The 23,286-nt window shown below is 58.1% G+C and carries 23 protein-coding genes; 14 read left to right on the top strand and 9 right to left on the bottom strand.

Going from position 1 to position 23,286, the window contains the following annotated elements:
• The first annotated feature begins 41 nt into the window (after positions 1-41).
• The 4 genes from rsmE to ruvX all read left to right on the top strand — a co-directional run bounded on the left by rsmE (position 42) and on the right by ruvX (position 2,865).
• Entirely contained in the window at positions 42-773 is a 732-nt protein-coding gene (rsmE, locus tag NR795_RS13495; protein WP_257758508.1) for a 16S rRNA (uracil(1498)-N(3))-methyltransferase, read from the top strand.
• A gap of 31 nt (positions 774-804) precedes the next feature.
• Positions 805-1,752 carry a glutathione synthase gene (gshB, locus tag NR795_RS13500; RefSeq protein WP_144816160.1) on the top strand — a complete coding sequence of 316 codons (948 nt, stop codon included), beginning with the start codon at positions 805-807 and terminating at the stop codon, positions 1,750-1,752.
• 133 nt (positions 1,753-1,885) lie between these two features.
• Positions 1,886-2,449: a YqgE/AlgH family protein gene (locus tag NR795_RS13505; protein ID WP_144816162.1), complete on the top strand. Its 564-nt coding sequence runs from the start codon at positions 1,886-1,888 to the stop codon at positions 2,447-2,449.
• Positions 2,449-2,865, top strand: coding sequence for a Holliday junction resolvase RuvX (gene ruvX / locus NR795_RS13510; RefSeq protein ID WP_144816164.1), 417 nt, complete (start codon positions 2,449-2,451; stop codon positions 2,863-2,865). Before NR795_RS13505 ends, ruvX begins: the two co-directional genes overlap by 1 nt.
• A 17-nt stretch (positions 2,866-2,882) precedes the next feature.
• On the opposite strand, the gene NR795_RS13515 is transcribed toward ruvX, so the two are convergent.
• On the bottom strand, positions 2,883-3,875 hold the full coding sequence (locus NR795_RS13515; protein ID WP_257758509.1) for a type IV pilus twitching motility protein PilT: 993 nt from the start codon (positions 3,873-3,875) through the stop codon (positions 2,883-2,885).
• A 19-nt stretch (positions 3,876-3,894) separates the two neighbouring features.
• Between NR795_RS13515 and NR795_RS13520 the strand changes: the two genes are divergently transcribed.
• The 4 genes from NR795_RS13520 to hemW are packed head-to-tail and all read left to right on the top strand — an operon-like array spanning position 3,895 to position 6,946.
• Positions 3,895-4,599 carry a YggS family pyridoxal phosphate-dependent enzyme gene (locus NR795_RS13520; protein ID WP_144816169.1) on the top strand — a complete coding sequence of 235 codons (705 nt, stop codon included), beginning with the start codon at positions 3,895-3,897 and terminating at the stop codon, positions 4,597-4,599.
• An 18-nt stretch (positions 4,600-4,617) separates the two neighbouring features.
• Positions 4,618-5,184 carry a YggT family protein gene (locus tag NR795_RS13525; protein WP_144816171.1) on the top strand — a complete coding sequence of 189 codons (567 nt, stop codon included), beginning with the start codon at positions 4,618-4,620 and terminating at the stop codon, positions 5,182-5,184.
• A gap of 39 nt (positions 5,185-5,223) precedes the next feature.
• On the top strand, positions 5,224-5,817 hold the full coding sequence (locus tag NR795_RS13530) for an XTP/dITP diphosphatase (RefSeq protein WP_144816173.1): 594 nt from the start codon (positions 5,224-5,226) through the stop codon (positions 5,815-5,817).
• Positions 5,810-6,946 (top strand): radical SAM family heme chaperone HemW, encoded by a 1,137-nt coding sequence (hemW, locus tag NR795_RS13535; RefSeq protein WP_144816175.1) that lies wholly within the window; start codon positions 5,810-5,812, stop codon positions 6,944-6,946. The genes NR795_RS13530 and hemW overlap by 8 nt, the downstream gene beginning before the upstream one ends.
• A gap of 49 nt (positions 6,947-6,995) precedes the next feature.
• Here the strand turns inward: hemW and djlA are convergent, their stop codons facing one another.
• Positions 6,996-7,814, bottom strand: a complete 819-nt coding sequence (gene djlA, locus NR795_RS13540) for a co-chaperone DjlA (protein WP_144816177.1) — start codon at positions 7,812-7,814, stop codon at positions 6,996-6,998.
• A gap of 197 nt (positions 7,815-8,011) precedes the next feature.
• Here djlA and lptD point away from each other — a divergent pair, with 197 nt between their 5' ends.
• From lptD to apaH, 6 genes are all read left to right on the top strand, one after another.
• The gene (gene lptD, locus NR795_RS13545; protein ID WP_144816179.1) at positions 8,012-10,360 is read left to right on the top strand and encodes an LPS assembly protein LptD; all 2,349 of its coding nucleotides are present in this window, start codon (positions 8,012-8,014) and stop codon (positions 10,358-10,360) included.
• 85 nt (positions 10,361-10,445) lie between these two features.
• Positions 10,446-11,732 carry a peptidylprolyl isomerase SurA gene (surA, locus tag NR795_RS13550; RefSeq protein WP_144816181.1) on the top strand — a complete coding sequence of 429 codons (1,287 nt, stop codon included), beginning with the start codon at positions 10,446-10,448 and terminating at the stop codon, positions 11,730-11,732.
• The gene (pdxA, locus tag NR795_RS13555) at positions 11,732-12,718 is read left to right on the top strand and encodes a 4-hydroxythreonine-4-phosphate dehydrogenase PdxA (protein ID WP_257758510.1); all 987 of its coding nucleotides are present in this window, start codon (positions 11,732-11,734) and stop codon (positions 12,716-12,718) included. Before surA ends, pdxA begins: the two co-directional genes overlap by 1 nt.
• A complete protein-coding gene (gene rsmA, locus NR795_RS13560; RefSeq protein ID WP_144816186.1) occupies positions 12,715-13,536 on the top strand; it encodes a 16S rRNA (adenine(1518)-N(6)/adenine(1519)-N(6))-dimethyltransferase RsmA in 822 nt (273 codons plus the stop codon). The genes pdxA and rsmA overlap by 4 nt, the downstream gene beginning before the upstream one ends.
• A gap of 3 nt (positions 13,537-13,539) precedes the next feature.
• Positions 13,540-13,917 (top strand): Co2+/Mg2+ efflux protein ApaG, encoded by a 378-nt coding sequence (apaG, locus tag NR795_RS13565; protein WP_144816188.1) that lies wholly within the window; start codon positions 13,540-13,542, stop codon positions 13,915-13,917.
• A 3-nt stretch (positions 13,918-13,920) separates the two neighbouring features.
• Complete coding sequence (gene apaH / locus NR795_RS13570) at positions 13,921-14,769, top strand: bis(5'-nucleosyl)-tetraphosphatase (symmetrical) ApaH (RefSeq protein ID WP_144816190.1); 849 nt, start codon at positions 13,921-13,923, stop codon at positions 14,767-14,769.
• Between the two features lie 100 nt (positions 14,770-14,869).
• Here the strand turns inward: apaH and folA are convergent, their stop codons facing one another.
• From folA to carA, 7 genes are all read right to left on the bottom strand, one after another.
• Positions 14,870-15,349 carry a type 3 dihydrofolate reductase gene (folA, locus tag NR795_RS13575; protein WP_154058558.1) on the bottom strand — a complete coding sequence of 160 codons (480 nt, stop codon included), beginning with the start codon at positions 15,347-15,349 and terminating at the stop codon, positions 14,870-14,872.
• 141 nt (positions 15,350-15,490) lie between these two features.
• On the bottom strand, positions 15,491-17,353 hold the full coding sequence (kefC, locus tag NR795_RS13580) for a glutathione-regulated potassium-efflux system protein KefC (RefSeq protein ID WP_257758511.1): 1,863 nt from the start codon (positions 17,351-17,353) through the stop codon (positions 15,491-15,493).
• Positions 17,346-17,876 carry a glutathione-regulated potassium-efflux system oxidoreductase KefF gene (kefF, locus tag NR795_RS13585; RefSeq protein ID WP_144816197.1) on the bottom strand — a complete coding sequence of 177 codons (531 nt, stop codon included), beginning with the start codon at positions 17,874-17,876 and terminating at the stop codon, positions 17,346-17,348. The genes kefC and kefF overlap by 8 nt, the downstream gene beginning before the upstream one ends.
• 87 nt (positions 17,877-17,963) lie before the next feature.
• Positions 17,964-18,185, bottom strand: coding sequence for a YgdI/YgdR family lipoprotein (locus NR795_RS13590; RefSeq protein ID WP_144816200.1), 222 nt, complete (start codon positions 18,183-18,185; stop codon positions 17,964-17,966).
• A 195-nt stretch (positions 18,186-18,380) separates the two neighbouring features.
• A complete protein-coding gene (locus NR795_RS13595) occupies positions 18,381-18,614 on the bottom strand; it encodes a YgdI/YgdR family lipoprotein (RefSeq protein ID WP_144816204.1) in 234 nt (77 codons plus the stop codon).
• A gap of 186 nt (positions 18,615-18,800) precedes the next feature.
• Positions 18,801-22,025, bottom strand: a complete 3,225-nt coding sequence (gene carB / locus NR795_RS13600) for a carbamoyl-phosphate synthase large subunit (protein ID WP_257758512.1) — start codon at positions 22,023-22,025, stop codon at positions 18,801-18,803.
• A gap of 18 nt (positions 22,026-22,043) precedes the next feature.
• A complete protein-coding gene (gene carA, locus NR795_RS13605) occupies positions 22,044-23,192 on the bottom strand; it encodes a glutamine-hydrolyzing carbamoyl-phosphate synthase small subunit (RefSeq protein WP_144816208.1) in 1,149 nt (382 codons plus the stop codon).
• Positions 23,193-23,286 lie beyond the last annotated feature (94 nt).

A 23,286-nucleotide genomic window follows, 5' to 3' on the forward strand; every position in this document is an offset into this window, starting at 1 on the left:
GCGGCAGCCTTGCCGCACGCTCTATCCCGGACGATGTTTTCATGCGTAAACCCCGCATTTATCACCCTGAACTCCTCACCGTTGGCCAGCAGGTTGCGCTAAGCGACGATGCGGCCAATCACGTCGGTCGCGTGCTGCGCATGGGCGCAGGCCAGCCTCTGCAGCTCTTTGACGGCAGCAACCAGCTTTTTGAGGCGGAGATCGTGCGCGCCGATAAGAAAAGCGTGGTGGTGAGCCTCATCGCCGGTGAAACCGACGATCGCGAGTCGCCGCTGCATATTCATCTCGGCCAGGTGATGTCCCGGGGCGAAAAGATGGAATTCACCATCCAGAAATCGATCGAACTGGGTGTAAGCCTCATTACGCCACTTTTTTCTGAGCGCTGCGGGGTTAAACTGGATCCTGAACGCCTGAACAAGAAGATCCAGCAGTGGCAGAAAATTGCTATTGCTGCCTGCGAGCAGTGTGGCCGCAACCGGATCCCGGAGATACGTCCGGCTATGGATCTGGAAGCCTGGTGCGCCGAGCCTGATGAGGGGCTAAAGCTGAATCTGCATCCGCGCGCCAGCGCCAGCATCAATACGCTGCCGCTGCCGGTTGAGCGCGTGCGGCTGCTGATTGGCCCGGAAGGCGGCCTGACGGCGAACGAGATCGCCATGACCGCAGACTATCAGTTTACTGATATCCTGTTAGGACCACGCGTTTTGCGCACTGAAACCACCGCGCTCACCGCCATTACCGCACTTCAGGTGCGTTTCGGTGATTTGGGGTAAGACTGGCTACAGGTTTAAACGGAGAAAGCGAATGATTAAGCTCGGCATTGTGATGGATCCCATCGCAGGCATTAACATCAAAAAAGACTCCAGCTTTGCCATGCTGCTGGAAGCCCAGCGTCGTGGCTATGAGCTGCACTATATGGAGATGGCGGATCTCTATCTGATCAACGGCCAGGCCCGGGCTCGCACGCGCACCCTGAGCGTAGAGCAGAACTATGACCAGTGGTATACGTTCAACGGCGAGCAGGATATCGAGCTGGCCGATCTTGACGTCGTGCTGATGCGTAAGGATCCGCCGTTTGATACCGAATTTGTCTACGCCACCTATATTCTGGAGCGCGCGGAAGAGAAAGGCACGCTGATCGTCAACAAGCCTCAGAGCCTGCGCGACTGCAACGAGAAGCTGTTCACCGCCTGGTTCCCGGAGCTGACTCCGGAAACGCTGGTGACCCGCAACAAGGCGCAGCTTAAGGCGTTCTGGCAGAAGCACAGCGACATCATTCTGAAACCGCTGGACGGCATGGGCGGCGCGTCGATTTTCCGCGTGAAAGAGGGCGATCCTAACCTCGGCGTGATCGCTGAAACGCTGACCGAGCACGGCACCCGCTACTGCATGGCGCAGAACTATCTGCCGGCGATCAAAGACGGCGACAAGCGCGTGCTGGTTGTCGACGGCGAACCCGTTCCCTACTGCCTGGCGCGTATTCCGCAGGGCGGCGAAACCCGTGGCAATCTGGCCGCCGGGGGACGCGGTGAACCACGTCCATTAACCGACAGCGACTGGGATATCGCCCGCCGCGTTGCCCCTACCCTGAAAGCCAAAGGGCTGATCTTTGTAGGTCTGGATATCATCGGCGATCGCCTGACGGAGATTAACGTCACCAGCCCGACCTGCATTCGTGAAATCGAAGCAGAGTTCCCGGTCTCCATTACCGGTATGCTGATGGACGCGATTGAAAAGCGTCTCGGCAACTAAATTCAGCCCGCCCGTAACGGCCTGTTTGCAGGTGAAAGACCCGGATTTGCGATCCGCAGGGATAGCAAAGCGGGGGCTTTCACCGCATACTGGGTACTTGTTGCTTTTTGAACCAGGAACAGAACCTCTGACAATGAATTTACAGCATCACTTTCTGATTGCCATGCCTGCTCTCCAGGATCCCTTTTTCCGCCGTGCCGTGGTCTATATCTGCGAATATAACGAAGATGGCGCGATGGGGATCATCATCAATAAGCCGCTGGAGAACCTGAAGGTCGAAGGGGTACTGGACAAGCTCAAAATCAAGCCCGAAGGGCGTAATCCGGCGATCCGTCTGGATAAGCCGGTGCTGCTTGGCGGCCCGCTGGCAGAAGATCGCGGCTTTATCCTGCATACGCCGCCGGCAAAATTCTCCTCAAGTATTCGCATCTCGGATAACACGGTGATCACCACCTCCCGGGACGTGCTGGAGACGCTCGGCACCGACGAGCAGCCCGCCGACGTGCTGGTGGCCCTCGGCTACTCCTCGTGGGAGAAAGGCCAACTTGAGCAGGAGATCCTCGACAACGCCTGGCTCACCGCTCCGGCAGACCAGAATATCCTGTTCAAAACGCCTATCGCCGACCGCTGGCGCGATGCGGCAAAGCTGATCGGCATTGATATCTCCACCATGCCCGGCGTGGCGGGACACGCCTGATGAGCGGGACTCTGTTAGCCTTTGATTTCGGCACCAAAAGCATCGGCGTGGCGATCGGCCAACGCATCACCGGCACCGCCCGTCCGCTGACGGCGCTGAAGGCGCAAAACGGCACCCCGGACTGGAACCTGATCGAGCGTCTGCTGAAAGAGTGGCAGCCGGATGAGGTGGTGGTCGGTCTGCCGCTGAACATGGACGGCAGCGAACAGCTCCTGACCGCCAGGGCGCGCAACTTTGCCAATAAGATCCACGGCCGCTTCGGGGTCCGCGTTGCCCTGCACGACGAGCGCCTGAGCACCGTTGAGGCGCGTTCAGGACTCTTCGCCCACGGCGGCTTCCGGGCGCTGAACAAAGGCAGCGTTGACTCCGCCTCGGCGGTGATCATTCTCGAAAGCTACTTCGAACAGCACGTCTGATCTCAGCACGTCTGATCTTAGCCCTTCTCTGCCAGCCGCCCGGCGGCGACCCGCTGCTGGCGGCTCTGGCTGAAGGTCTGCATCCCCGCCTGCTGTCCGGTCTGCATCAGGCCCGGAAGCTGGTGGGTTTTGCCATCGCGGATCAGGTTCGCCACCGCCGGGGTGTTGACCAGCAGCTCAAACAGCGCCACGCGTCCGCCCTGCTTATCGGCCTCCAGCTTTTGCGCCAGCACCGCCTGCAGGCTGCCCGCCAGCTGGCTACGCACCCAAGCTTTCTCCTCCGCCGGGAAAGTATCGATCAGCCGCTCTACCGCCTGGGCCGCCCCCCGAGTGTGCAACGTAGCCAACACCAGATGCCCGGTCTCGGCAGCGGTCAGCGCCAGACGAATGGTCTCGCTGTCCCGCAGCTCGCCGATTAAAATGACGTCCGGATCTTCACGCAGCGCGGCGCGCAGGCCGTCGGCAAACGACGGGCAGTGCTGGCCTATCTCCCGCTGCTCGATCAGGCACTGCGCCCCCTGATGAACAAACTCCACCGGATCCTCCAGGGTGAGAATGTGCCCTGCCAGGCGGTGGTTGAGATAGTCGACCATCGCCGCAAGGGTCGTGGATTTACCGCTGCCGGTTGCGCCGGTGACCAGCACCAGCCCGCTGTCGCAGGCCAGGATCTGCTCCAGCGCCGGCGGCGTATCCAAAGCATAGAGCTTCGGACACGTAGTGGGCAGCAGGCGTAGCGCCAGGGAAATACCGTGATGGTGCATAAAGGCGCTGGCCCGCAGCCGCTGCTGGCTCGCCAGCGCAAGGGCAAAGTCTACCTGCCGGTTGGCCCACCACTCCCCCTGCTGCTCGTCCGTCAGGGTGTCGCGGAGGATCACCTGGATATCCGGCGGCGGAAACGGGGCATCTTCAAGCTTACCCTGCCTGCGCCAGCGCGGCGGCCAGGCGCTGCACAGGTGTAGATCCGAAACGTTATGCTTTACACTAAGGGCCACTATGTCTTCCATATCCATGATTAAGCCTCCGGAAAAGATGAACGATATCGCGCATAACCTGGCACAGGTCCGGGACAAAATCTCAGCCGCTGCGCTGCGCTGCGGCCGTGCTTCAGAAGATGTTGCTCTGCTTGCAGTCAGCAAAACCAAACCTGCGAGCGCAGTCGCAGAGGCTATCGACGCCGGACAACGCGCGTTTGGTGAAAACTATGTTCAGGAGGGGGTGGATAAAATTCGCCACTTCCAGGAGCAGGGCGTAACGGGACTGCAATGGCACTTTATTGGCCCCTTGCAGTCCAACAAAAGCCGCCTGGTGGCAGAGCATTTTGACTGGTGCCATACCGTCGATCGCCTGCGCATCGCCAGCCGTCTGAGCGACCAGCGCCCCGCAGGAATGCCGCCGCTTAACATCCTGATTCAAATCAATATTAGCGATGAAGAGAGCAAGTCCGGCATTCCCCTTGCCGAGCTGGATGCCCTCGCCGCCCAGGTCGCTGAACTGCCGGGCGTCTGCCTGCGCGGGCTGATGGCAATCCCCGCCCCTGTGTCAAATTATGAAAGGCAGTTTGCGGTGGCACAGCAAATGGCTGTAGCATTTGACGCGCTTAAATTGCGCTACCCAACGGTAGATACGCTCTCTCTGGGGATGAGCGACGATATGGAAGCCGCCATCGCGGCGGGCAGCACCCTGGTACGCATCGGCACCGCCATATTTGGTGCCCGTGACTATACAAAAAATTAAGGAAAACTGAGGAACGCCATGAAGACGTTGACTTTCCTGCTCTCAACGGTAATTGAGCTTTATACGATGGTGCTGCTGTTACGGGTCTGGATGCAGTGGGCCCGCGTAGATTTTTATAACCCGTTCTCACAGTTTATCGTGAAGATCACCCAGCCGGTGGTGGGGCCGCTGCGCCGTATTATCCCGGCGATGGGTCCCCTCGACAGCGCCTCGCTGCTGCTGACGTTTGTGCTGTGCGTGCTTAAGGCTATCGTGCTGTTTATGGTGGTGACCTTCCAGCCGATTATCTGGATTGCTGCCGTACTGATCCTGCTGAAAACCATCGGCCAGCTGATCTTCTGGGTGCTGTTGCTGATGGCCATCATGAGCTGGGTCAGCCAGGGCCGCAGCCCGGTTGAGTTTGTGCTGATGCAGCTCGCCGAGCCGCTGCTGCGCCCTATCCGCCGACTGCTGCCGTCCATGGGCGGGATCGACTTCTCGCCGATGATCCTGGTGCTGCTGCTCTATGTCATCAACATGGGCATTGCCGAGCTGCTGCAGGGCACCGGAAATATGCTGCTGCCGGGGCTGTGGATGGCGCTGTAAGCGCCAGCGGTCGCGGTTTACACGAATCAGGATGTAACTATGCAAAAAGTTGTTCTTGCCACCGGCAACGCCGGTAAAGTGCGCGAGCTGGCCTCGTTGCTCAACGATTTTGGTCTCGACGTGGTGGCGCAAACCGAGCTGGGCGTGGAGTCCGCCGACGAAACCGGCCTGACCTTTATCGAGAACGCCATTATTAAAGCGCGCCATGCTGCGCAGGTTACCGGCCTGCCGGCGATTGCCGACGACTCCGGGCTGGCGGTTGACGCCCTCGGTGGCGCACCGGGGATCTACTCCGCGCGCTTTGCTGGCGTAGATGCAACCGACCAGCAGAATCTGGAGAAGCTGCTGGTCGAGCTGCAGGACGTGCCGGACGGTGAGCGCCAGGCCCAGTTTCACTGTGTGCTGGTCTATATGCGCCACGCCGACGATCCGACCCCGCTGGTGTGCCACGGCAGCTGGCAGGGCACCATCGCCCGTGCGCCTGCGGGCAGCGGCGGCTTTGGCTACGATCCTATCTTCGTTGTGCCAGAGGCAGGTAAAACCGCTGCCGAGCTGAGCGCTGACGAGAAGCGCGCCGTCTCTCACCGGGGACAGGCGCTGAAACTATTACTGGAAGCCCTGCGTAATGGCTGATTTGCCACCTCTGAGCCTTTACATCCATATCCCCTGGTGCGTGCAGAAGTGTCCCTACTGCGACTTCAACTCGCACGCGCTAAAGGGCGAAGTTCCCCATGATGACTACGTTCAGCATCTGCTGAGCGATCTTGACGCTGATGCGCCCTGGGCGCAGGGGCGTGAGGTGAAGACGATCTTTATCGGCGGCGGGACGCCGAGCCTGCTCTCAGGCCCGGCAATGCAAACCCTGCTCGACGGCGTGCGGGCGCGTCTCAATCTGGCCGCTGACGCCGAGATCACCATGGAGGCCAACCCCGGTACAGTGGAGGCCGACCGCTTTGTCGACTACCAGCGGGCGGGCGTTAACCGCATCTCCATTGGTGTGCAGAGCTTTAGCGAAGCCAAGCTGACGCGGCTGGGGCGTATCCACGGTCCGGAGGAGGCGAAGCGCGCTGCCCGGCTGGCAACGGGTCTGGGGCTGCGCAGTTTTAACCTCGATCTGATGCACGGCCTGCCGGATCAGACGCTGGAAGAGGCGCTGGACGATCTGCGTCAGGCTATCGATCTGAACCCGCCGCATCTCTCCTGGTATCAGCTGACCATTGAGCCGGGCACGCTGTTTGGCTCCCGGCCGCCGGTGCTGCCGGATGACGACTCGCTGTGGGAGATCTTCGAGCAAGGACACCAGCTGCTGACGGCGGCAGGCTATCAGCAGTATGAGACCTCGGCCTATGCGAAGCCGGGCTACCAGTGTCAGCATAACCTGAACTACTGGCGCTTCGGGGACTATCTCGGTATTGGCTGCGGCGCACACGGCAAGGTGACCTTCCCGGATGGGCGGATCCTGCGCACCGCCAAAACGCGCCATCCGCGGGGTTATATGCAGGGAACCTATCGCGACCGGCAGCATGAGGTCGAGACCGCTGACAAGCCGTTTGAGTTCTTTATGAACCGCTTCCGTCTGCTGGAGGCTGCGCCACGGGCGGAGTTTACCCGCTATACCGGGCTGGATGAGTCTGCGATCCGCCCGCAGATCGAACGTGCCCTGGCGCTCAACTACGTAACCGAGTCCGCTGAGGCGTGGCAGATAACAGAGCACGGCAAGCTGTTTTTGAACTCGCTGCTGGAGCTGTTTCTCGCTGAATAGCCTGTGTGAGCTCGTACTGACATCAGCACGAGCTCACCGGCGAGCCGGGTTACTTAAAACCCTTCTGCTCTTTGATCAGCTCGTACGCTTTCTGAATATCCTGCGCTTTCTGCTTCGCAACTTCCATCATCTCCGGCGGTAACCCTTTTGCCACCAGCTTATCCGGATGGTGCTCGCTCATCAGCTTGCGGTAGGCACGCTTGATGGTGGTAGCGTCATCGGTGGGCTTCACGCCCAGCACGTTGCAGGCATCCTCGAGGGTCGGCCCGCGTTGAGCCTGCTGCCAGCCGCCGTTTGACTGCTGCTGTCCGTTAAAGCCGCCGCCAAACTGCGCCCCACCCTGCATCATGCGCAGGAACTGGTCGAACTGGACGCGGGAGATCCCCAGCTCCTCGGCAATGACGTACAGCACCGCACGCTCATTTGGATGCAGCGAACCGTCAGCGAACGCCGCCTGGATCTGAATTTCCAGAAACATCCTAATCAGATCAAAGCGGCCAAAACAGACGCTGCGGAACTGACGCATCTTTTCCCGCAGCGGATAGTTATCGGTTTTGCCGACGCGAAACGCCTGCTGGGCTAAGGCACGTGAATCGCCGTGCAGGTTGAGCCGGTCCATAAACAGGCTTGCCACCTGAATATCCGCCTCGGTAACGCGCCCCTTGGATTTGGTTAGATGCCCCATCACCTCAAAGGTGGTGGCGAAAAAGAGCGTCTGACGCTCGCGCTGGTTGGCAAAAAACGCCATTTTACGGCCGCGCGCCTTGTCAAACATGTGCCCAATGAGTAAGCCGAGGACCACGCCCCAGAAACCGCCGCCCATCATTAATGCGATGGCGACGCCAATCACTTTTCCCCAATACTGCATATACTCCCCAAATGGTCATGCCGTCGGCTAAGATTTGCATTATCATACCCGTCATTCTATGCCGTGCACAGGCACAGCCTTCTCTACCAGGCTCGAAAGCGGGCAGGATTAACACTAGCGCTGTGCAGGTGAGTAAGTTAGTCTCTGAGCGCTTGCAAGCTGAAAAGCCACTGATGACGGAACAACAAATACAACGTATGAAAAAACGTATTCCCACCCTTCTGGCCACAATGATTGGCTCAGCCCTGTACAGTCAGCAGGGGCTGGCGGCCGATCTCGCCTCGCAATGTCTGCTGGGCGTCCCGAGCTATAACCGTCCTCTGGTAGAGGGCGAAACGAATAAGCTGCCCGTCACCATTAACGCCGATAACGCGAAGGGTGACTATCCTGAAGATGCCGTATTTACCGGCAACGTCGATGTTCAACAGGGTAATAGCCGTCTGCAGGCGGACGAGATGCAGCTTCACCAGCAGCAGCCGGAGGGCCAGACCGCGCCGGTCCGTACCGTCGATGCGCTGGGCAACGTGCACTATGATGATAACCAGGTGATCCTGAAAGGGCCAAAAGCCTGGGCTAACCTGAATACCAAAGACACCAACGTCTGGAACGGCGACTACCAACTGGTCGGACGCCAGGGCCGCGGCACCGCTGACCTGATGAAGCAGCGCGGTGAGAACCGCTATACCATTCTGGATAACGGGACCTTTACCTCCTGTCTGCCGGGGTCAAACACCTGGAGCGTGGTGGGTAGCGAAGTGATTCAGGATCGCGAGGAGCAGGTCGCCGAGATCTGGAACGCACGCTTTAAGCTGGGTCCGGTACCGGTGTTCTACAGCCCCTATCTGCAGCTGCCGATTGGCGACAAGCGCCGCTCAGGCTTCCTGATCCCGAACGCCAGATACAGCTCCAAGAACTACTTTGAGTTTACGCTGCCGTACTACTGGAACATTGCGCCGAACTTCGATGCCACCATTACGCCGCACTATATGGACAAACGGGGCAGCATTCAGTGGCAGAACGAATTCCGCTACCTGACCCAGGCAGGCGCAGGCCTGATGGAGTTCGACTATTTGCCGTCGGATGATGTTTATCAAAACGATTATCCAACCGAAACCGATAAGCACCGCTGGCTCTTCTACTGGCAGCATGGTGGGGTGATGGATCAGGTATGGCGCTTCAACGTCGACTATACCAAGGTCAGCGATCCGCACTATTTTAACGATTTTACGTCGACCTACGGCTCCAGCACCGACGGTTACGCCACGCAGAAATTTAGCGTTGGCTACGCGCTGGAAAACTTTGATGCCACGGTGACCACCAAGCAGTTCCAGGTATTTGATACGCGAAACAGTAACTCTTATGCTGCAGAACCGCAGCTGGATGTGAACTACTATCACAACGACGTTGGGCCGTTTGATACCCACGTTTATGCCCAGGCGGTTCACTTTGTTAATACCAACTCGGATCTGCCGGAAGCAACGCGCTTACATCTGGAGCCGACAATCGATCTGCCGCTCTCTAACCAATGGGGCAGCATCAATACTGAAGCAAAACTGCTGGCGACTCACTACCAGCAGAAAAAGCTCGACTACTTTAACCAGGTGAGCAACACCGACTATAAAGAGTCGGTGAGCCGTGTGATGCCCCAGTTTAAGGTTGACGGTAAACTGGTATTTGAGCGTGATATGAACTGGATGGAAGGTTACAGCCAGACGCTGGAACCGCGTGCGCAGTATCTCTACGTTCCCTACCGCGACCAGAGCCATATCAATAACTACGACTCATCCCTGTTACAGTTTGATTACGGCGGCCTGTTCCGTGACAGAACCTACGGCGGCCTCGACCGCATCGCATCAGCGAACCAGGTCACAACCGGGATCACGTCACGCGTTTATGATCAACAATCGGTTGAACGTTTTAACATTTCCGTGGGTCAAATCTACTACTTCACCGAGTCTCACACCGGTGATAAAAACATGACCTGGGAAAATAACGACCAAACAGGTTCAGTTGTATGGGCAGGCGATACCTATTGGCGCATGAGCGAGCGCTGGGGCCTGCGCGGCGGTGTTCAGTACGATAACCGCCTTGATAGCGTAGCAAACGGTAATGGCACGCTGGAGTACCGCCGTGATGCGGACAGAATGGTGCAGTTGAGCTACCGCTACGCCAGTGCGGAATATATCCAGGCCACATTGCCTAACTACGCGTATGCCGATCAGAGCAAGGACGGCATCTCGCAGGTGGGCGGTGTTGCAAGCTGGCCAATCGCAGATCGCTGGTCGATTGTGGGTGCCTACTATTACGACACCAAGCAGAACAAACCTGCGGACCAGATGCTTGGTTTGCAGTACAACTCTTGCTGCTACGCTATCCGCTTCGGTTACGAACGTAAGCTTAACGGGTGGGAAGACCAGAACAACCAAAGCATCTACGACAACGTCGTCGGCTTTAACATCGAGCTGCGTGGTCTGAGCTCGAACTACGGGCTGGGCACTCAGCAGATGCTGCGTTCGAATATTCTGCCTTACAGTAGCTCTTTATAATGTAGTCGCTTATTTGTGAAGTAGATGAGTTATGAAGTTGATTTGCCACGTAATCCGCATTGCGGTTAATTGAAATGGAAAAAGTATGAAGAACTGGAAAACGCTGCTTCTCGGTATCGCCATGGTTGCGAATACCAGTTTCGCCGCGCCGCAGGTTGTCGATAAGGTCGCTGCCGTCGTGAATAACGGCGTTGTACTGGAAAGCGACGTTGATGGTTTGATGAAATCCGTAAAGCTTAACGCCGGACAGGCGGGCCAGCAGCTTCCGGATGACGCCACGCTGCGTCATCAGATCCTGGAGCGGCTGATCATGGATCAAATCATTCTGCAGATGGGCACCAAAATGGGTGTCAAAGTCACCGATGAGCAGCTCGATCAGGCTATCGCCAATATCGCCAAGCAGAACAACATGTCGCTGGATCAGATGCGTAGCCGTCTGGCCTATGACGGTATGGATTACAACACCTACCGCAGCCAGATCCGCAAGGAGATGCTGATTTCGGAGGTGCGTAACAACGAGGTGCGCCGTCGCATCACCGTTCTGCCGCAGGAAGTTGACTCGCTTGCCCAGCAGGTGGGTAACCAGAACGATGCCAGCACTGAGCTGAATCTGAGCCACATTCTTATTCCGCTGCCGGAAAATCCAACCTCCGATCAGGTTAACGAGGCGGAGAGCCAGGCACGTTCGATCGTTGAGCAGGCACGCGGTGGGGATGACTTTGGCAAGCTGGCGATCACCTACTCGGCCGATCCACAGGCGCTGAAAGGCGGCGAGATGGGCTGGGGCCGCATTCAGGAGCTGCCGTCTATCTTTGCTCAAGCGCTGAGCACGGCGAAAAAAGGCGACATCGTTGGCCCGATCCGCTCCGGTGTAGGCTTCCACATTCTGAAGGTTAACGATCTGCGCGGCCAGAGCAAAAGCGTCTCCGTGACCGAAGTTCACGCTCGCCATATTCTGTTGAAGCCATCGCCAATCATGACCGATGACCAGGCTCGCCTGAAGCTGGAGCAGATCGCCGCGGACATTAAGAGCGGTAAAACCAGCTTTGCCGCGGCAGCGAAGTCCTTCTCCCAGGATCCCGGCTCGGCTAACCAGGGCGGCGATCTCGGCTGGGCGGCTGCAGATATCTTCGATCCGGCTTTCCGCGATGCGCTGATGAAGCTGAACAAAGGCCAGATGAGCGCGCCGGTCCACTCCTCGTTTGGCTGGCACCTGATCGAACTGCTGGACACGCGTAACGTCGATAAAACCGACGCTGCGCAGAAGGATCGTGCCTACCGCATGCTGATGAACCGTAAATTCTCTGAAGAAGCGGCCAGCTGGATGCAGGAGCAGCGCGCCAGCGCCTACGTGAAGATCCTGAGCAACTAATGAACGTTCAGCGCATCGTTATCACTCCCGGCGAACCCGCCGGGATTGGTCCGGAGCTGGTCGTCCAGCTGGCCCAGCGCGACTGGCCAATGGAGCTGGTGATCTGCGCCGATCCGCAGCTTTTAGCCGACCGGGCGTTAATGCTCGGTCTGCCGCTGACGCTCCTCCCCTACGATGCTAACCTGCCCGCGCAGCCGCAGCAGGCCCGCACCCTAACGGTGCTGCCCGTTGCTCTGCACGCGCAGGTTGTTCCAGGCCAGCTTAGCGTGGCCAACGGTAGCTACGTTGTTGATACCCTGGCCCGCGCCTGCGACGGCTGCCTGAGCGGCGAATTTGCTGCGCTGGTGACTGGCCCGGTGCACAAAGGGGTGATTAACGATGCTGGCGTGCCCTTTACCGGGCACACCGAGTTTTTTGAAGCGCGCTCCGGCACCGCCAAAGTGGTGATGATGCTGGCAACCGAGGCGCTGCGCGTGGCGCTGGCGACCACGCACCTGCCGCTGCGGGAGGTGGCCGACGCCATTACCCCGGCGCTGCTGCGCGATGTCATCACCATTCTGTATCACGATCTGCAAAACAAATTTGGTATTGCCCATCCGCACGTGCTGGTTTGCGGCCTGAACCCACACGCGGGCGAAGGTGGCCATATGGGCAGCGAAGAGATCGACATCATCATTCCGCTGCTTGAAGCGCTGCGCGCCGAGGGCATGAACCTCAGCGGTCCGCTGCCTGCCGATACCCTGTTCCAGCCTAAATATCTCGATCGCGCCGATGCGGTGCTGGCGATGTATCACGATCAGGGCCTGCCCGTGCTAAAATACCAGGGCTTTGGCCGCGGTGTGAACATTACGCTCGGTTTACCCTTTATTCGCACATCCGTAGACCACGGCACCGCGCTAGAACTCGCGGGCCAGGGGAAAGCCGATGTCGGCAGTTTTATTACGGCGCTTAATCTCGCCATCAAAATGATTACTAATACTCAATGAATAGCAGAGTCCATCAGGGGCACCTGGCCCGTAAACGTTTCGGGCAAAACTTCCTTAACGATAAATTTGTCATCGACAGCATTGTTTCAGCCATTAACCCACAGAAAGGCCAGGCCATGGTCGAAATCGGCCCCGGCCTTGCCGCGCTGACCGAGCCGGTGGGTGAGCGCCTGGACGAGCTGACCGTCATCGAGCTGGACCGCGATCTGGCCGCGCGCCTGCAAACGCATCCGTTCCTCGGGCCAAAACTGACCATCTATCAGCAGGATGCCATGACCATGAACTTTGGCGAGCTCTCCCAGACCCTGGGCCAGCCGCTGCGTGTCTTTGGTAACCTGCCCTATAACATCTCCACACCGCTGATGTTCCACCTGTTTAGCTATACTGATGCCATCGCCGATATGCACTTCATGCTGCAAAAAGAGGTGGTAAATCGTCTGGTTGCAGGCCCGAACAGCAAAGCGTATGGTCGTTTAAGCGTGATGGCACAATACTATTGTCAGGTGATCCCGGTGCTGGAAGTGCCGCCGACGGCCTTTACCCCGCCGCCTAAAGTCGACTCTGCGGTGGTGCGCCTGGTACCGCATACCACGATGCCGCACCCGGTTAAAGAGGTTCGCGTGCTGAGCCGCATCACCACCGAAGCGTTTAACCAGCGCCGTAAAACCATCCGCAACAGCCTCGGCAATCTGTTTACGCCGGAGGTTCTCACGTCGTTAGGTATTGACCCGGCGGTGCGGGCAGAGAACGTCTCTGTCGCCCAGTACTGCCAGCTGGCAAACTACCTGACGGATAACGCACCGCCGAAGGAGAGTTAAGCCATGATCAATTCGCCCCGGGTATGTGTTCACGTACAGAGTGTCTATATCGAATCGCAGTCGGCACCTGATGAACAGCGCTATGTTTTCGCCTATACGGTGACCATCCGCAATCTGGGACGCGCGCCCGTGCAGCTGCTGGGGCGCTACTGGCTTATCACCAACGGCAACGGCCGTGAAACCGAGGTACAGGGCGAAGGTGTGGTTGGCGTTCAGCCGCACATTGCGCCCGGCGAAGAGTACCAATACACCAGCGGGGCCGTTATCGAAACGCCGCTGGGTACCATGCAGGGCCACTATGAGATGATCGATGCCGAGGGCAATCCGTTCCGCATCGACATACCGGTCTTCCGACTTGCCGTTTCAACACTCATCCATTAATCCATGTCGACATATCTTATTGGCGACGTTCACGGTTGCTACGATGAACTGATCGCATTGTTAAAACAGGTCGCGTTTGATCCTAAAACCGACACCCTCTGGCTAACGGGCGATCTGGTTGCACGCGGCCCGGCATCCCTGCAGGTGCTGCGTTTCGTGAAATCATTGGGCGATAGCGTACGCGTTGTGCTGGGCAACCATGACCTGCATCTGCTGGCCGTGTTTGCTGGCATCAGTAAAAACAAGCCAAAGGATCGTATTACGCCGCTGCTGGAGGCGCCGGATGCCGATGAGCTGCTGAACTGGCTGCGTCGCCAGCCGCTGCTGCAGGTCGACGAAGAGAAAAAGCTGGTGATGGCCCATGCGGGGATCACCCCCCAGTGGGATCTGCCGACGGCTCTGGCCTGCGCACGGGATGCCGAAGCGGTGCTGGCCAGCGACTCCTATCCGCTGTTTTTAGATGCGATGTATGGCGATCTGCCCAATAACTGGAGCCAGGAGCTGAGCGGTCTTGCACGCCTGCGTTTCATCACCAACGCCTTTACGCGGATGCGCTACTGTTTCCCGAACGGCCAGCTCGACATGTACTGCAAAGACATGCCTGATAACGCCCCTGCCCCGCTGAAACCGTGGTTTGTGATCCCCGGTCCGGTGACGCAGGAGTACAGCGTGGTGTTTGGTCACTGGGCATCGCTGGAGGGGAAAGGCACACCGGAAGGCGTTTACGCCCTGGATACCGGCTGCTGCTGGGGTGGCGTTCTGACCTGCCTGCGTTGGGAAGATAAAGCCTACTTTACCCAGGCATCGAGCCGCCACCTGGATCTGGGTGAAGGCGAGGTGGTTGCCTCCTGATGTTTTCCCCGGCAGCACTGCGCTTGCCGGGGCGACAACATCGACACAATCTGTAGGCCTGATAAGCGAAGCGCCATCAGGCGTTTCCATCAGCTAAACGTTAACGGCGCTCCAGGATCTCAAAGCAGTAGCTGTGGGAGTTCTGCGCGTCGGCATCGTGAAACTCGCTAAAGGTCGACTCCCAGTCGTCCGGCTCGTAGTCCGGGAAATGGGTATCACCTTCCACTTCCGCATCGATATGCGTCAGGTAGAGACGCTGGGCCTTGGGCAAAAACTGCTCGTAGATGCGCCCGCCACCGATCACCATAATCTCTTCTGCATCGCCGCAGGCGGCAATGGCGTCCTCAATGGAGCTAACCCACTGAACGCGATCGTCGCTGCCCGGCTGGCTGCTAATAACGATGTTTTTACGCCCCGGCAGCGGACGCCCGATGGACTCCCAGGTCAGGCGACCCATCACCACCGGCTTGTTTAAGGTATTGCGTTTAAACCAGGCGAGATCGGCAGGCAAATTCCACGGCATGGCATTTTCCATACCAATTACGCGATCGACCGCTAACGCCGCAATCAGACTGATCATTGTATATATCCCGGAGCTAAAAATTGTCGCCACTATACGGAAAGCACTCACGCTCGTCGACTGGCGGAAAGGTAAAGAGAACGAAAATTTTTCATTCTGCTGGCGGGCCCGCAGTTGCCTGGGGGCCGCCAGCGGAGATGATTAAACCGTCGGCTTAGCCTGCGGCTCGTCGCTGACATCGCCGGAGTGTTTACCCTCCTCCGTGCCCTGCCAGCCGTGCCGCTGAGTATGAGAGAGGTGTGCCCGATCCTCGGTGATGATCTCCGTCAGCATGGCGCTGGTGCGTTTGAACACCGCCGCCCGCGCCTGGGTATCATCTTCACCCTGCGCCATCTCCTCTATCATGTCTGAATTATAGCGGCGAAACAGATCGGCGCGCTCCCGGGCCTCATACTCTCCCAGCCCCAACCCCTCCAGCGCCAGCCGGCCAGTACGCAGCGCGCCTTCAAAGGTTTCACGCTCCGGACGCTCGACGCCCGCCTGACGCAGGCGGATAAAGTGATCGACGTCGCGGGCGCGGGCAACGATATGCAGATGCGGGAAGTGCTCTTTAGCCAGCTCGGTCAGCTGCAGGTTGGCTTTGGGATCGTCAATGGCGTTGATCAGCACCTCGGCCTTGCCTGCTCCGGCGGACTCCAGCAGATCCACGCGGGTCGCATCGCCATAGAAGACCTTCATGCCAAACTTGCGCAGGGTTTCAATATGATCGGGATCGTGATCGAGAACGACCATTTTCACTCCGCTGGAGAGCAGCAGACGGCCGGCAATCTGACCAAAACGGCCGAAGCCCGCAATAATGACCCGCGGCTGCTCTTCATCAATCTCATCTGCTTCTTGTTGCTGACCGGTGGTTTTGTTATCAAGCCGGGTCAGGAGCACCAGCAGCAGCGGCGTCGCGGCCATTGAGAGCGCCACCGCCAGGGTCAACGCTTTGGCCCACTCGGGATCCAGCACGTTAGCGCTTTGCGCCGTGCCGAACACCACGAAGGCAAATTCGCTCCCCTGCCCCAGCAGAACCGCGAACCAGCGCCGCTGCTTGCTCGGCACCTTTAACGGGCGGGCAATCAGCCACAGCATCAGGATTTTAATTACCAGGAAGCCCACCAGCAGAATGATAATGCGCAGCGGGTGGGTGACGAGGGTACCGAAGTCGATAGACATGCCGACGCCGATAAAGAACAGCCCCAGCAGCAGGCCTTTAAACGGCTCGATATCGCTCTCCAGCGCGTGGCGGTACTCGGAGCTCGCCAGCAGTACCCCGGCCAGGAATGCCCCCATCGCCATCGACAGCCCGGCCTCCTCCAGCAATAGCCCGAAGCCAAAGACCAGGAACAGCGCCACGGCGCTGAAAACTTCCCGCAGGCCAGAGCGAGCGACAAAGCGCAGCGCCGGACGCGCAACGTAGCGGCCAATCAGCACAACGATAGCCAGCGCGGCGACTACCTTCAGCGCCGAGAGGGTAAAGGCCCCCAGGGTCGTGGCTCCGCCGCTGGCCGCCAGCAGGGGGATCATCGCCACCAGCGGAATGGCGGCGATATCCTGGAATAGCAGAACGGCAAAGGCGCTGCGTCCCATCTGGGAGACCATCAGGTTACGCTCGTTCATTGCCTGCATTGCGATTGCCGTCGAGGAGAGTCCCAACGTTAGGCCGATCAGCACCGCCACCTGCCAGCGCAAGCCCAGTGCCATACAGAACGCGCCCAGCAGCAGACCGCAAACCAGCATCTGCAATGCGCCGCCGCCAAACACCGAGGCCCGCAGCTTCCACAGCCGCTGAGGATCCAGCTCAAGACCGATGACGAACAGCATCAGCACCACGCCGATTTCAGCAAAGTGCAGAATTGACTCGGCATCGGTGACCAGCCGCAGCCCCCATGGGCCGATAATACAGCCCGCGATCAGATAGCCGAGCACTGAGCCAAGGCCCAGCCGCACCGCAATCGGCACGATCAGCGCCGCCGATCCCAGATAGATCAGCGCTTGTATCAGGGTATGGCTATCCATGATTGACCTCCTGCCACTCCATCAGCCGCTGCTTGTAGTGACGCGCCTTGGCGTTCAGGGTTTCATCATCGTTTACGAAGGTGTTATGCATCGAGAAAGGGGCCAGCCACTTCATGCCGCAGTAGATTGCCGTGGCCTGCAGGGGCTGCGCCAGCGCCTCAAAGCCGGGATGCGATCCAATATCGAAGTGGTGCTCGCCGCCGCCGGTGGTCACCGCCCAGAGCAGATGTTTGCCGTGCAGGGCGGTACCGCCCTCGCCGTAGGCCCAGCCGTGCGTGAGCACTTTATCCATCCACAGCTTGAGCAGTGGCGGAACGCTATACCACTGAAGAGGATGCTGCCAGACCACCAGATCGGCACGCGATATAGCCTCCTGTTCGGCGGCGATATCAATATTGAAGTCGGGATAGAGTTGGTAAAGCGAACGGACTTCTACGCCGTCCAGGGTTCTTGCCTGCTCAAGCATCCGCTTATTCGCGTGCGAATGCCGCGGATAGGGATGAGCATAAATAATTAGAATCATTCATTAACCTGTCTAAACTGCACTGTTGTAATTGCAGTGAGTTTAGACAGTTAATCGGTGCGCTTACAGAAGAAAGATCCGCTTTGCTTACTCTTTTTCGATCAGCTGGGAGACATCGGAGGTTTTAATCTGGCGGCTATAGCCCTGCTGGTCAACGTAGCGGGTCATGCCGGTATCTTTATCAATTTCAGGCTTGCCTTGGGTAACAATCATCTCGCCGGTTTTGGTCGACATAATGTAGTCGCTGGAGCAGCCTACCAGCGAAAGCGATACGGCCCCCAGCAACAGAACAGCAGCAATCCTCTTCATAACACTCTCCTTTAATCGTGGAGAGAGGAGTGTAGCGAAGCGATATATTATTTAATATCGCAAAAATATATTAAAATGCTAACGACGAAGCGATTAGAAATATATTCATCTGAGTGATGATTCAGACAGTAATAATAAAAAAGCCCGGCACTATTATGCTGCCGGGCTACGATCGATATCGCTGACGGTGCAGAATTAGTTATCGAGTTCGCTCATATTTTTCAGCTGGTCGCGATTGATCTGTTCTGTCTGGCCTGTTGTGGCATTTTTGTACGACACCATACCGGTGTCACTGTCTACCTTCGGTTTTCCGTCAGTCACAATGGTTTTGCCGTCGGTGGTTTTTACAGCCTGATTAGAGGAACAACCCGCTACGGTAAATAACGTTGCTGCGGCCAAAATAGATGTAATGAGAATGCGCTTTTGCATGGTGTTCTCCCTGCTTTTAGGTGAATTTCAGTTGTCTTCCTGACTAACTGTAGACTATTTGCCTGATGTATCAGGGAAATACAGAACACTCTTAGGCAGCGAACATTATTCCATGCCTCATAGCCACTCGCGACGCGTAAAATGAAAAAACCCGCCGAAGCGGGTTTGGGTAACATTTGCCAGCGCTTATTTAACGATCTGCGCGTGCATCTCCTGCACCGAGGTGACTTTCTCGGTGGCATCCGCATTTAGCGCCATCGCCGTGGCGAAGCCGCCGTTCAGCGTGGTGTCGTAGTGCACCTTATACTGCAGAGCGCTGCGACGGATCAGCTTGGAGTCCTCAATCGCCTGACGGCCTGCGGTGGTGTTGATGATGTAGGTGTACTCGCCATTCTTGATACGATCCTGAATGTGCGGACGCCCCTCATGCACCTTGTTCACCAGACGCGGGTTGATACCGGCTTCACCCAGTACAATCGCCGTACCGTGAGTGGCGTCCAGCTCAAAGCCGAACTTCAGCAGCTTGGCGGCCAGGTCAACGACGCGCTCTTTGTCGCCTTCGCGTACGGAGAGCAGCGCACGGCCCTGTTTCTTCATGGTCGAGTTACTGCCCAGCTGCGCTTTGGCAAACGCCTCGGCAAAGGTGCGGCCCACGCCCATCACTTCACCGGTAGAGCGCATCTCTGGCCCTAACAGCGGATCCACGCCCGGGAACTTGTTAAACGGCAGCACCACCTCTTTCACCGAGTAGTACGGCGGGATAATCTCTTTGGTGACGCCCTGCTCGGTCAGGGATTTCCCTGCCATCACTCGCGCAGCCACCTTCGCCAGCGGCACGCCGGTGGCCTTGGAGACGAACGGCACGGTACGCGCCGCGCGTGGGTTCACCTCAATCAGGTAGACTTCGTTGTCCTTCACCGCGAACTGCACGTTCATCAGGCCACGCACCTGCAGCTCAAAGGCCAGCTTCTGCACCTGCTGGCGCATCACGTCCTGGATCTCCTGGCTCAGGGTATAGGCCGGAAGTGAACAGGCCGAGTCACCGGAGTGTACGCCCGCCTGCTCGATATGCTCCATGATGCCGCCGATCAGCACCATCTCGCCGTCGCAGATGGCATCTACGTCCACCTCTACCGCATCGTCGAGGAAGCGATCCAGCAGCACCGGCGCGTCGTTGGAGACGCTTACCGCCGTCATAAAGTAGCGACGCAGGTCGATCTCGTCGTAGACAATCTCCATCGCCCGGCCGCCCAGCACGTAGGAGGGACGCACCACCAGCGGGTAGCCAATCTCTTTCGCCTTCTCAACCGCCATTTCAATCGCGGTCACGGTGGCGTTGGCCGGCTGCTTCAGCTTCAGACGGTCAACCGCCTGCTGGAAGCGCTCGCGGTCTTCGGCACGGTCGATAGCATCCGGGCTGGTACCGATAACCGGTACGCCTGCGGCTTCCAGGGCACGCGCCAGCTTCAGCGGGGTCTGGCCGCCGTACTGGACGATAACGCCCTTCGGCTTCTCGATGCGCACAATCTCCAGCACGTCTTCCAGCGTGACCGGCTCGAAGTAGAGGCGATCCGAGGTGTCGTAGTCGGTGGAGACGGTTTCCGGGTTACAGTTGACCATGATGGTCTCGTAGCCGTCTTCGCGCAGCGCCAGCGAGGCGTGTACGCAGCAGTAGTCGAACTCAATGCCCTGGCCGATACGGTTTGGCCCGCCGCCCAGCACCATGATTTTTTCACGATCCTGAGTCGGGTTCGCCTCGCACTCCTCCTCATAGGTGGAGTACATGTAGGCGGTATCGGTAGAGAACTCTGCGGCACAGGTATCCACACGCTTGTAGACCGGGTGCAGGTTGTACTGTTCACGCAGCTTGCGGACTTCTGCTTCACGCACGCCTGCCAGCTTGGCCAGACGCGCATCGGCAAAGCCCTTGCGCTTCAGCTGGCGCAGGAAGTCAGCGTCGAGGCCGTTGATGCCCACTTCCGCCACCTTCTCTTCCAGGCGCACCAGCTCTTCAATTTGCACCAGGAACCAGCGGTCAACGTTGGTCAGGTTAAAGACGCCGTCAACCGACAGGCCCGCACGGAACGCATCCGCGATGTACCAGATACGCTCTGCCCCCGCGTCTTTCAGCTCGCGGCGAATTTTGGTCAGCGCTTCCGGATCGTCCAGGCTCACCTTCGGGTCAAAACCGGTCGCGCCCACTTCCAGCCCGCGCAGCGCTTTCTGCAGCGACTCCTGCTGGGTGCGGCCAATGGCCATCACTTCGCCCACGGACTTCATCTGAGTGGTCAGGCGGTCGTTGGCACCGACGAATTTCTCAAAGTTGAAGCGCGGAATTTTCGTGACGACGTAGTCGATAGAGGGCTCAAACGACGCTGGCGTACGGCCGCCGGTGATATCGTTCATCAGCTCGTCGAGGGTGTAGCCCACCGCCAGCTTGGCCGCCACTTTCGCAATCGGGAAGCCGGTGGCTTTTGACGCCAGCGCCGAGGAGCGGGAGACGCGCGGGTTCATCTCGATAACAATCAGACGACCGTTTTTCGGGTTCACCGAGAACTGAACGTTAGAGCCGCCGGTTTCCACGCCGATTTCACGCAGCACCGCCATCGAGGCGTTACGCATGATCTGATACTCTTTGTCGGTCAGGGTCTGCGCCGGGGCCACGGTGATGGAGTCACCGGTGTGGATACCCATGGCGTCAAAGTTTTCGATAGAGCAGACGATGATGCAGTTATCGTTCTTATCGCGCACCACCTCCATCTCATACTCTTTCCAGCCGATCAGCGACTCGTCAATCAGCAGCTCGTTGGTCGGGGAGAGATCCAGCCCGCGGGCGCAGATCTCTTCGAACTCTTCGCGGTTATAGGCGATACCGCCGCCGGTGCCGCCCATGGTGAATGAGGGACGAATAATGCACGGATAGCCGACGTCAGCGGCAACCGCCAGCGCCTCTTCCATGTTATGCGCAATGCCGGAACGGGCGGTATCGAGGCCGATTTTCTTCATCGCGACGTCGAAACGGCGGCGATCTTCGGCTTTATCAATCGCGTCGGCAGTTGCGCCAATCATGGTCACGCCGAACTCGGCTAGCACGCCCTGGCGCTCCAGCTCCAGCGCACAGTTCAGCGCCGTCTGGCCGCCCATGGTTGGCAGCACCGCATCCGGACGCTCTTTTTCGATGATCTTGCGCACCACTTCCCAGTGGATAGGCTCAATGTAGGTGGCGTCCGCCATCTCCGGGTCGGTCATGATGGTCGCCGGGTTGGAGTTAACCAGGATGACGCGGTAACCCTCTTCACGCAGGGCTTTACACGCCTGGGCACCGGAGTAGTCAAATTCGCAGGCCTGGCCGATAACGATCGGGCCAGCGCCAAGGATCAGGATGCTTTTAATGTCTGTACGTTTTGGCATGGTCTTCTCGGCTCCTGATTATTTGGCGGTAGAACGGTAGTGCTTAATCAATTCGATAAAGTGATCGAACAGCGGTGCAGCATCGTGCGGGCCTGGGCTCGCTTCCGGGTGCCCCTGGAAGCTGAACGCTGGCTTATCGGTACGATGAATACCCTGCAGGGTACCGTCGAACAGCGACGTATGCGTGACGCGCAGGTTAGCTGGCATGGTCGCCTCATCTACCGCAAAGCCGTGGTTTTGCGCGGTGATCATCACCGTGTTGTTATCAATATCTTTAACCGGATGGTTGCCGCCGTGGTGACCAAACTTCATCTTCACGGTTTTGGCACCGCTCGCCAGAGCCAGCAGCTGATGGCCAAGGCAGATACCAAACACCGGAATATCGGTTGCCAGGAAGGCCTGGATAGCGTCGATGGCGTAGTCGCACGGTGCCGGGTCACCGGGGCCGTTGGAGAGGAAAATACCGTCCGGGTTCATCTTCAGGACCTCTTCCGCCGGGGTCTGCGCCGGGACTACCGTCAGGCGGCAGCCTCTGTCGACCAGCATACGCAGGATGTTGCGCTTCGCACCGTAGTCGTAAGCCACCACGTGGAACGGCAGCTCCTCTTCTTTTTTCGCTTCTGGCAGCTCACCGGCCAGCGTCCAGCTTCCCTGGGTCCAGCTGTAGGACTCTGCGGTGGTGACCTCTTTCGCCAGATCCATCCCGTTCAGACCGGGGAACGCTTTCGCCTTCTCCAGGGCCAGCGCGGCATCCGGGCTGTCGCCCGCGATAATGCAGCCGTTCTGAGCGCCCTTCTCGCGCAGCAGACGGGTCAGTTTACGGGTATCGATATCGGCAATGGCCACGATGTTATGGCGCTTGAGGTAAGAAGAGAGGTCTTCGGTATTGCGGTAGTTGCTGGCAATCAGTGGCAGGTCACGAATAATCAGGCCTTGAGCATGAACCTGGGACGCTTCTTCATCGGCTTCGTTAGTGCCGACATTACCAATATGGGGATAAGTAAGAGTGACGATTTGGCGGGAATAGGAGGGATCAGTAAGGATTTCTTGATAACCGGTCATTGAAGTATTGAAAACGACTTCCCCAACCGCCGAACCTGTTGCCCCTATGGCCCGACCGTGAAACTGGGTTCCGTCTTCCAGAACCAATAGCGCTGACTTAATCAAAACACCCTCCAGAGAATATTCACTCACTTTATTTGCATATTAATTCATATTGAAGCCACAAATCAATGCAAATCTGCTTACCGGTGTATTTTTG

Source organism: Pseudescherichia sp. L3, from assembly GCF_024656065.1.
Classification (GTDB): domain Bacteria; phylum Pseudomonadota; class Gammaproteobacteria; order Enterobacterales; family Enterobacteriaceae; genus Pseudescherichia.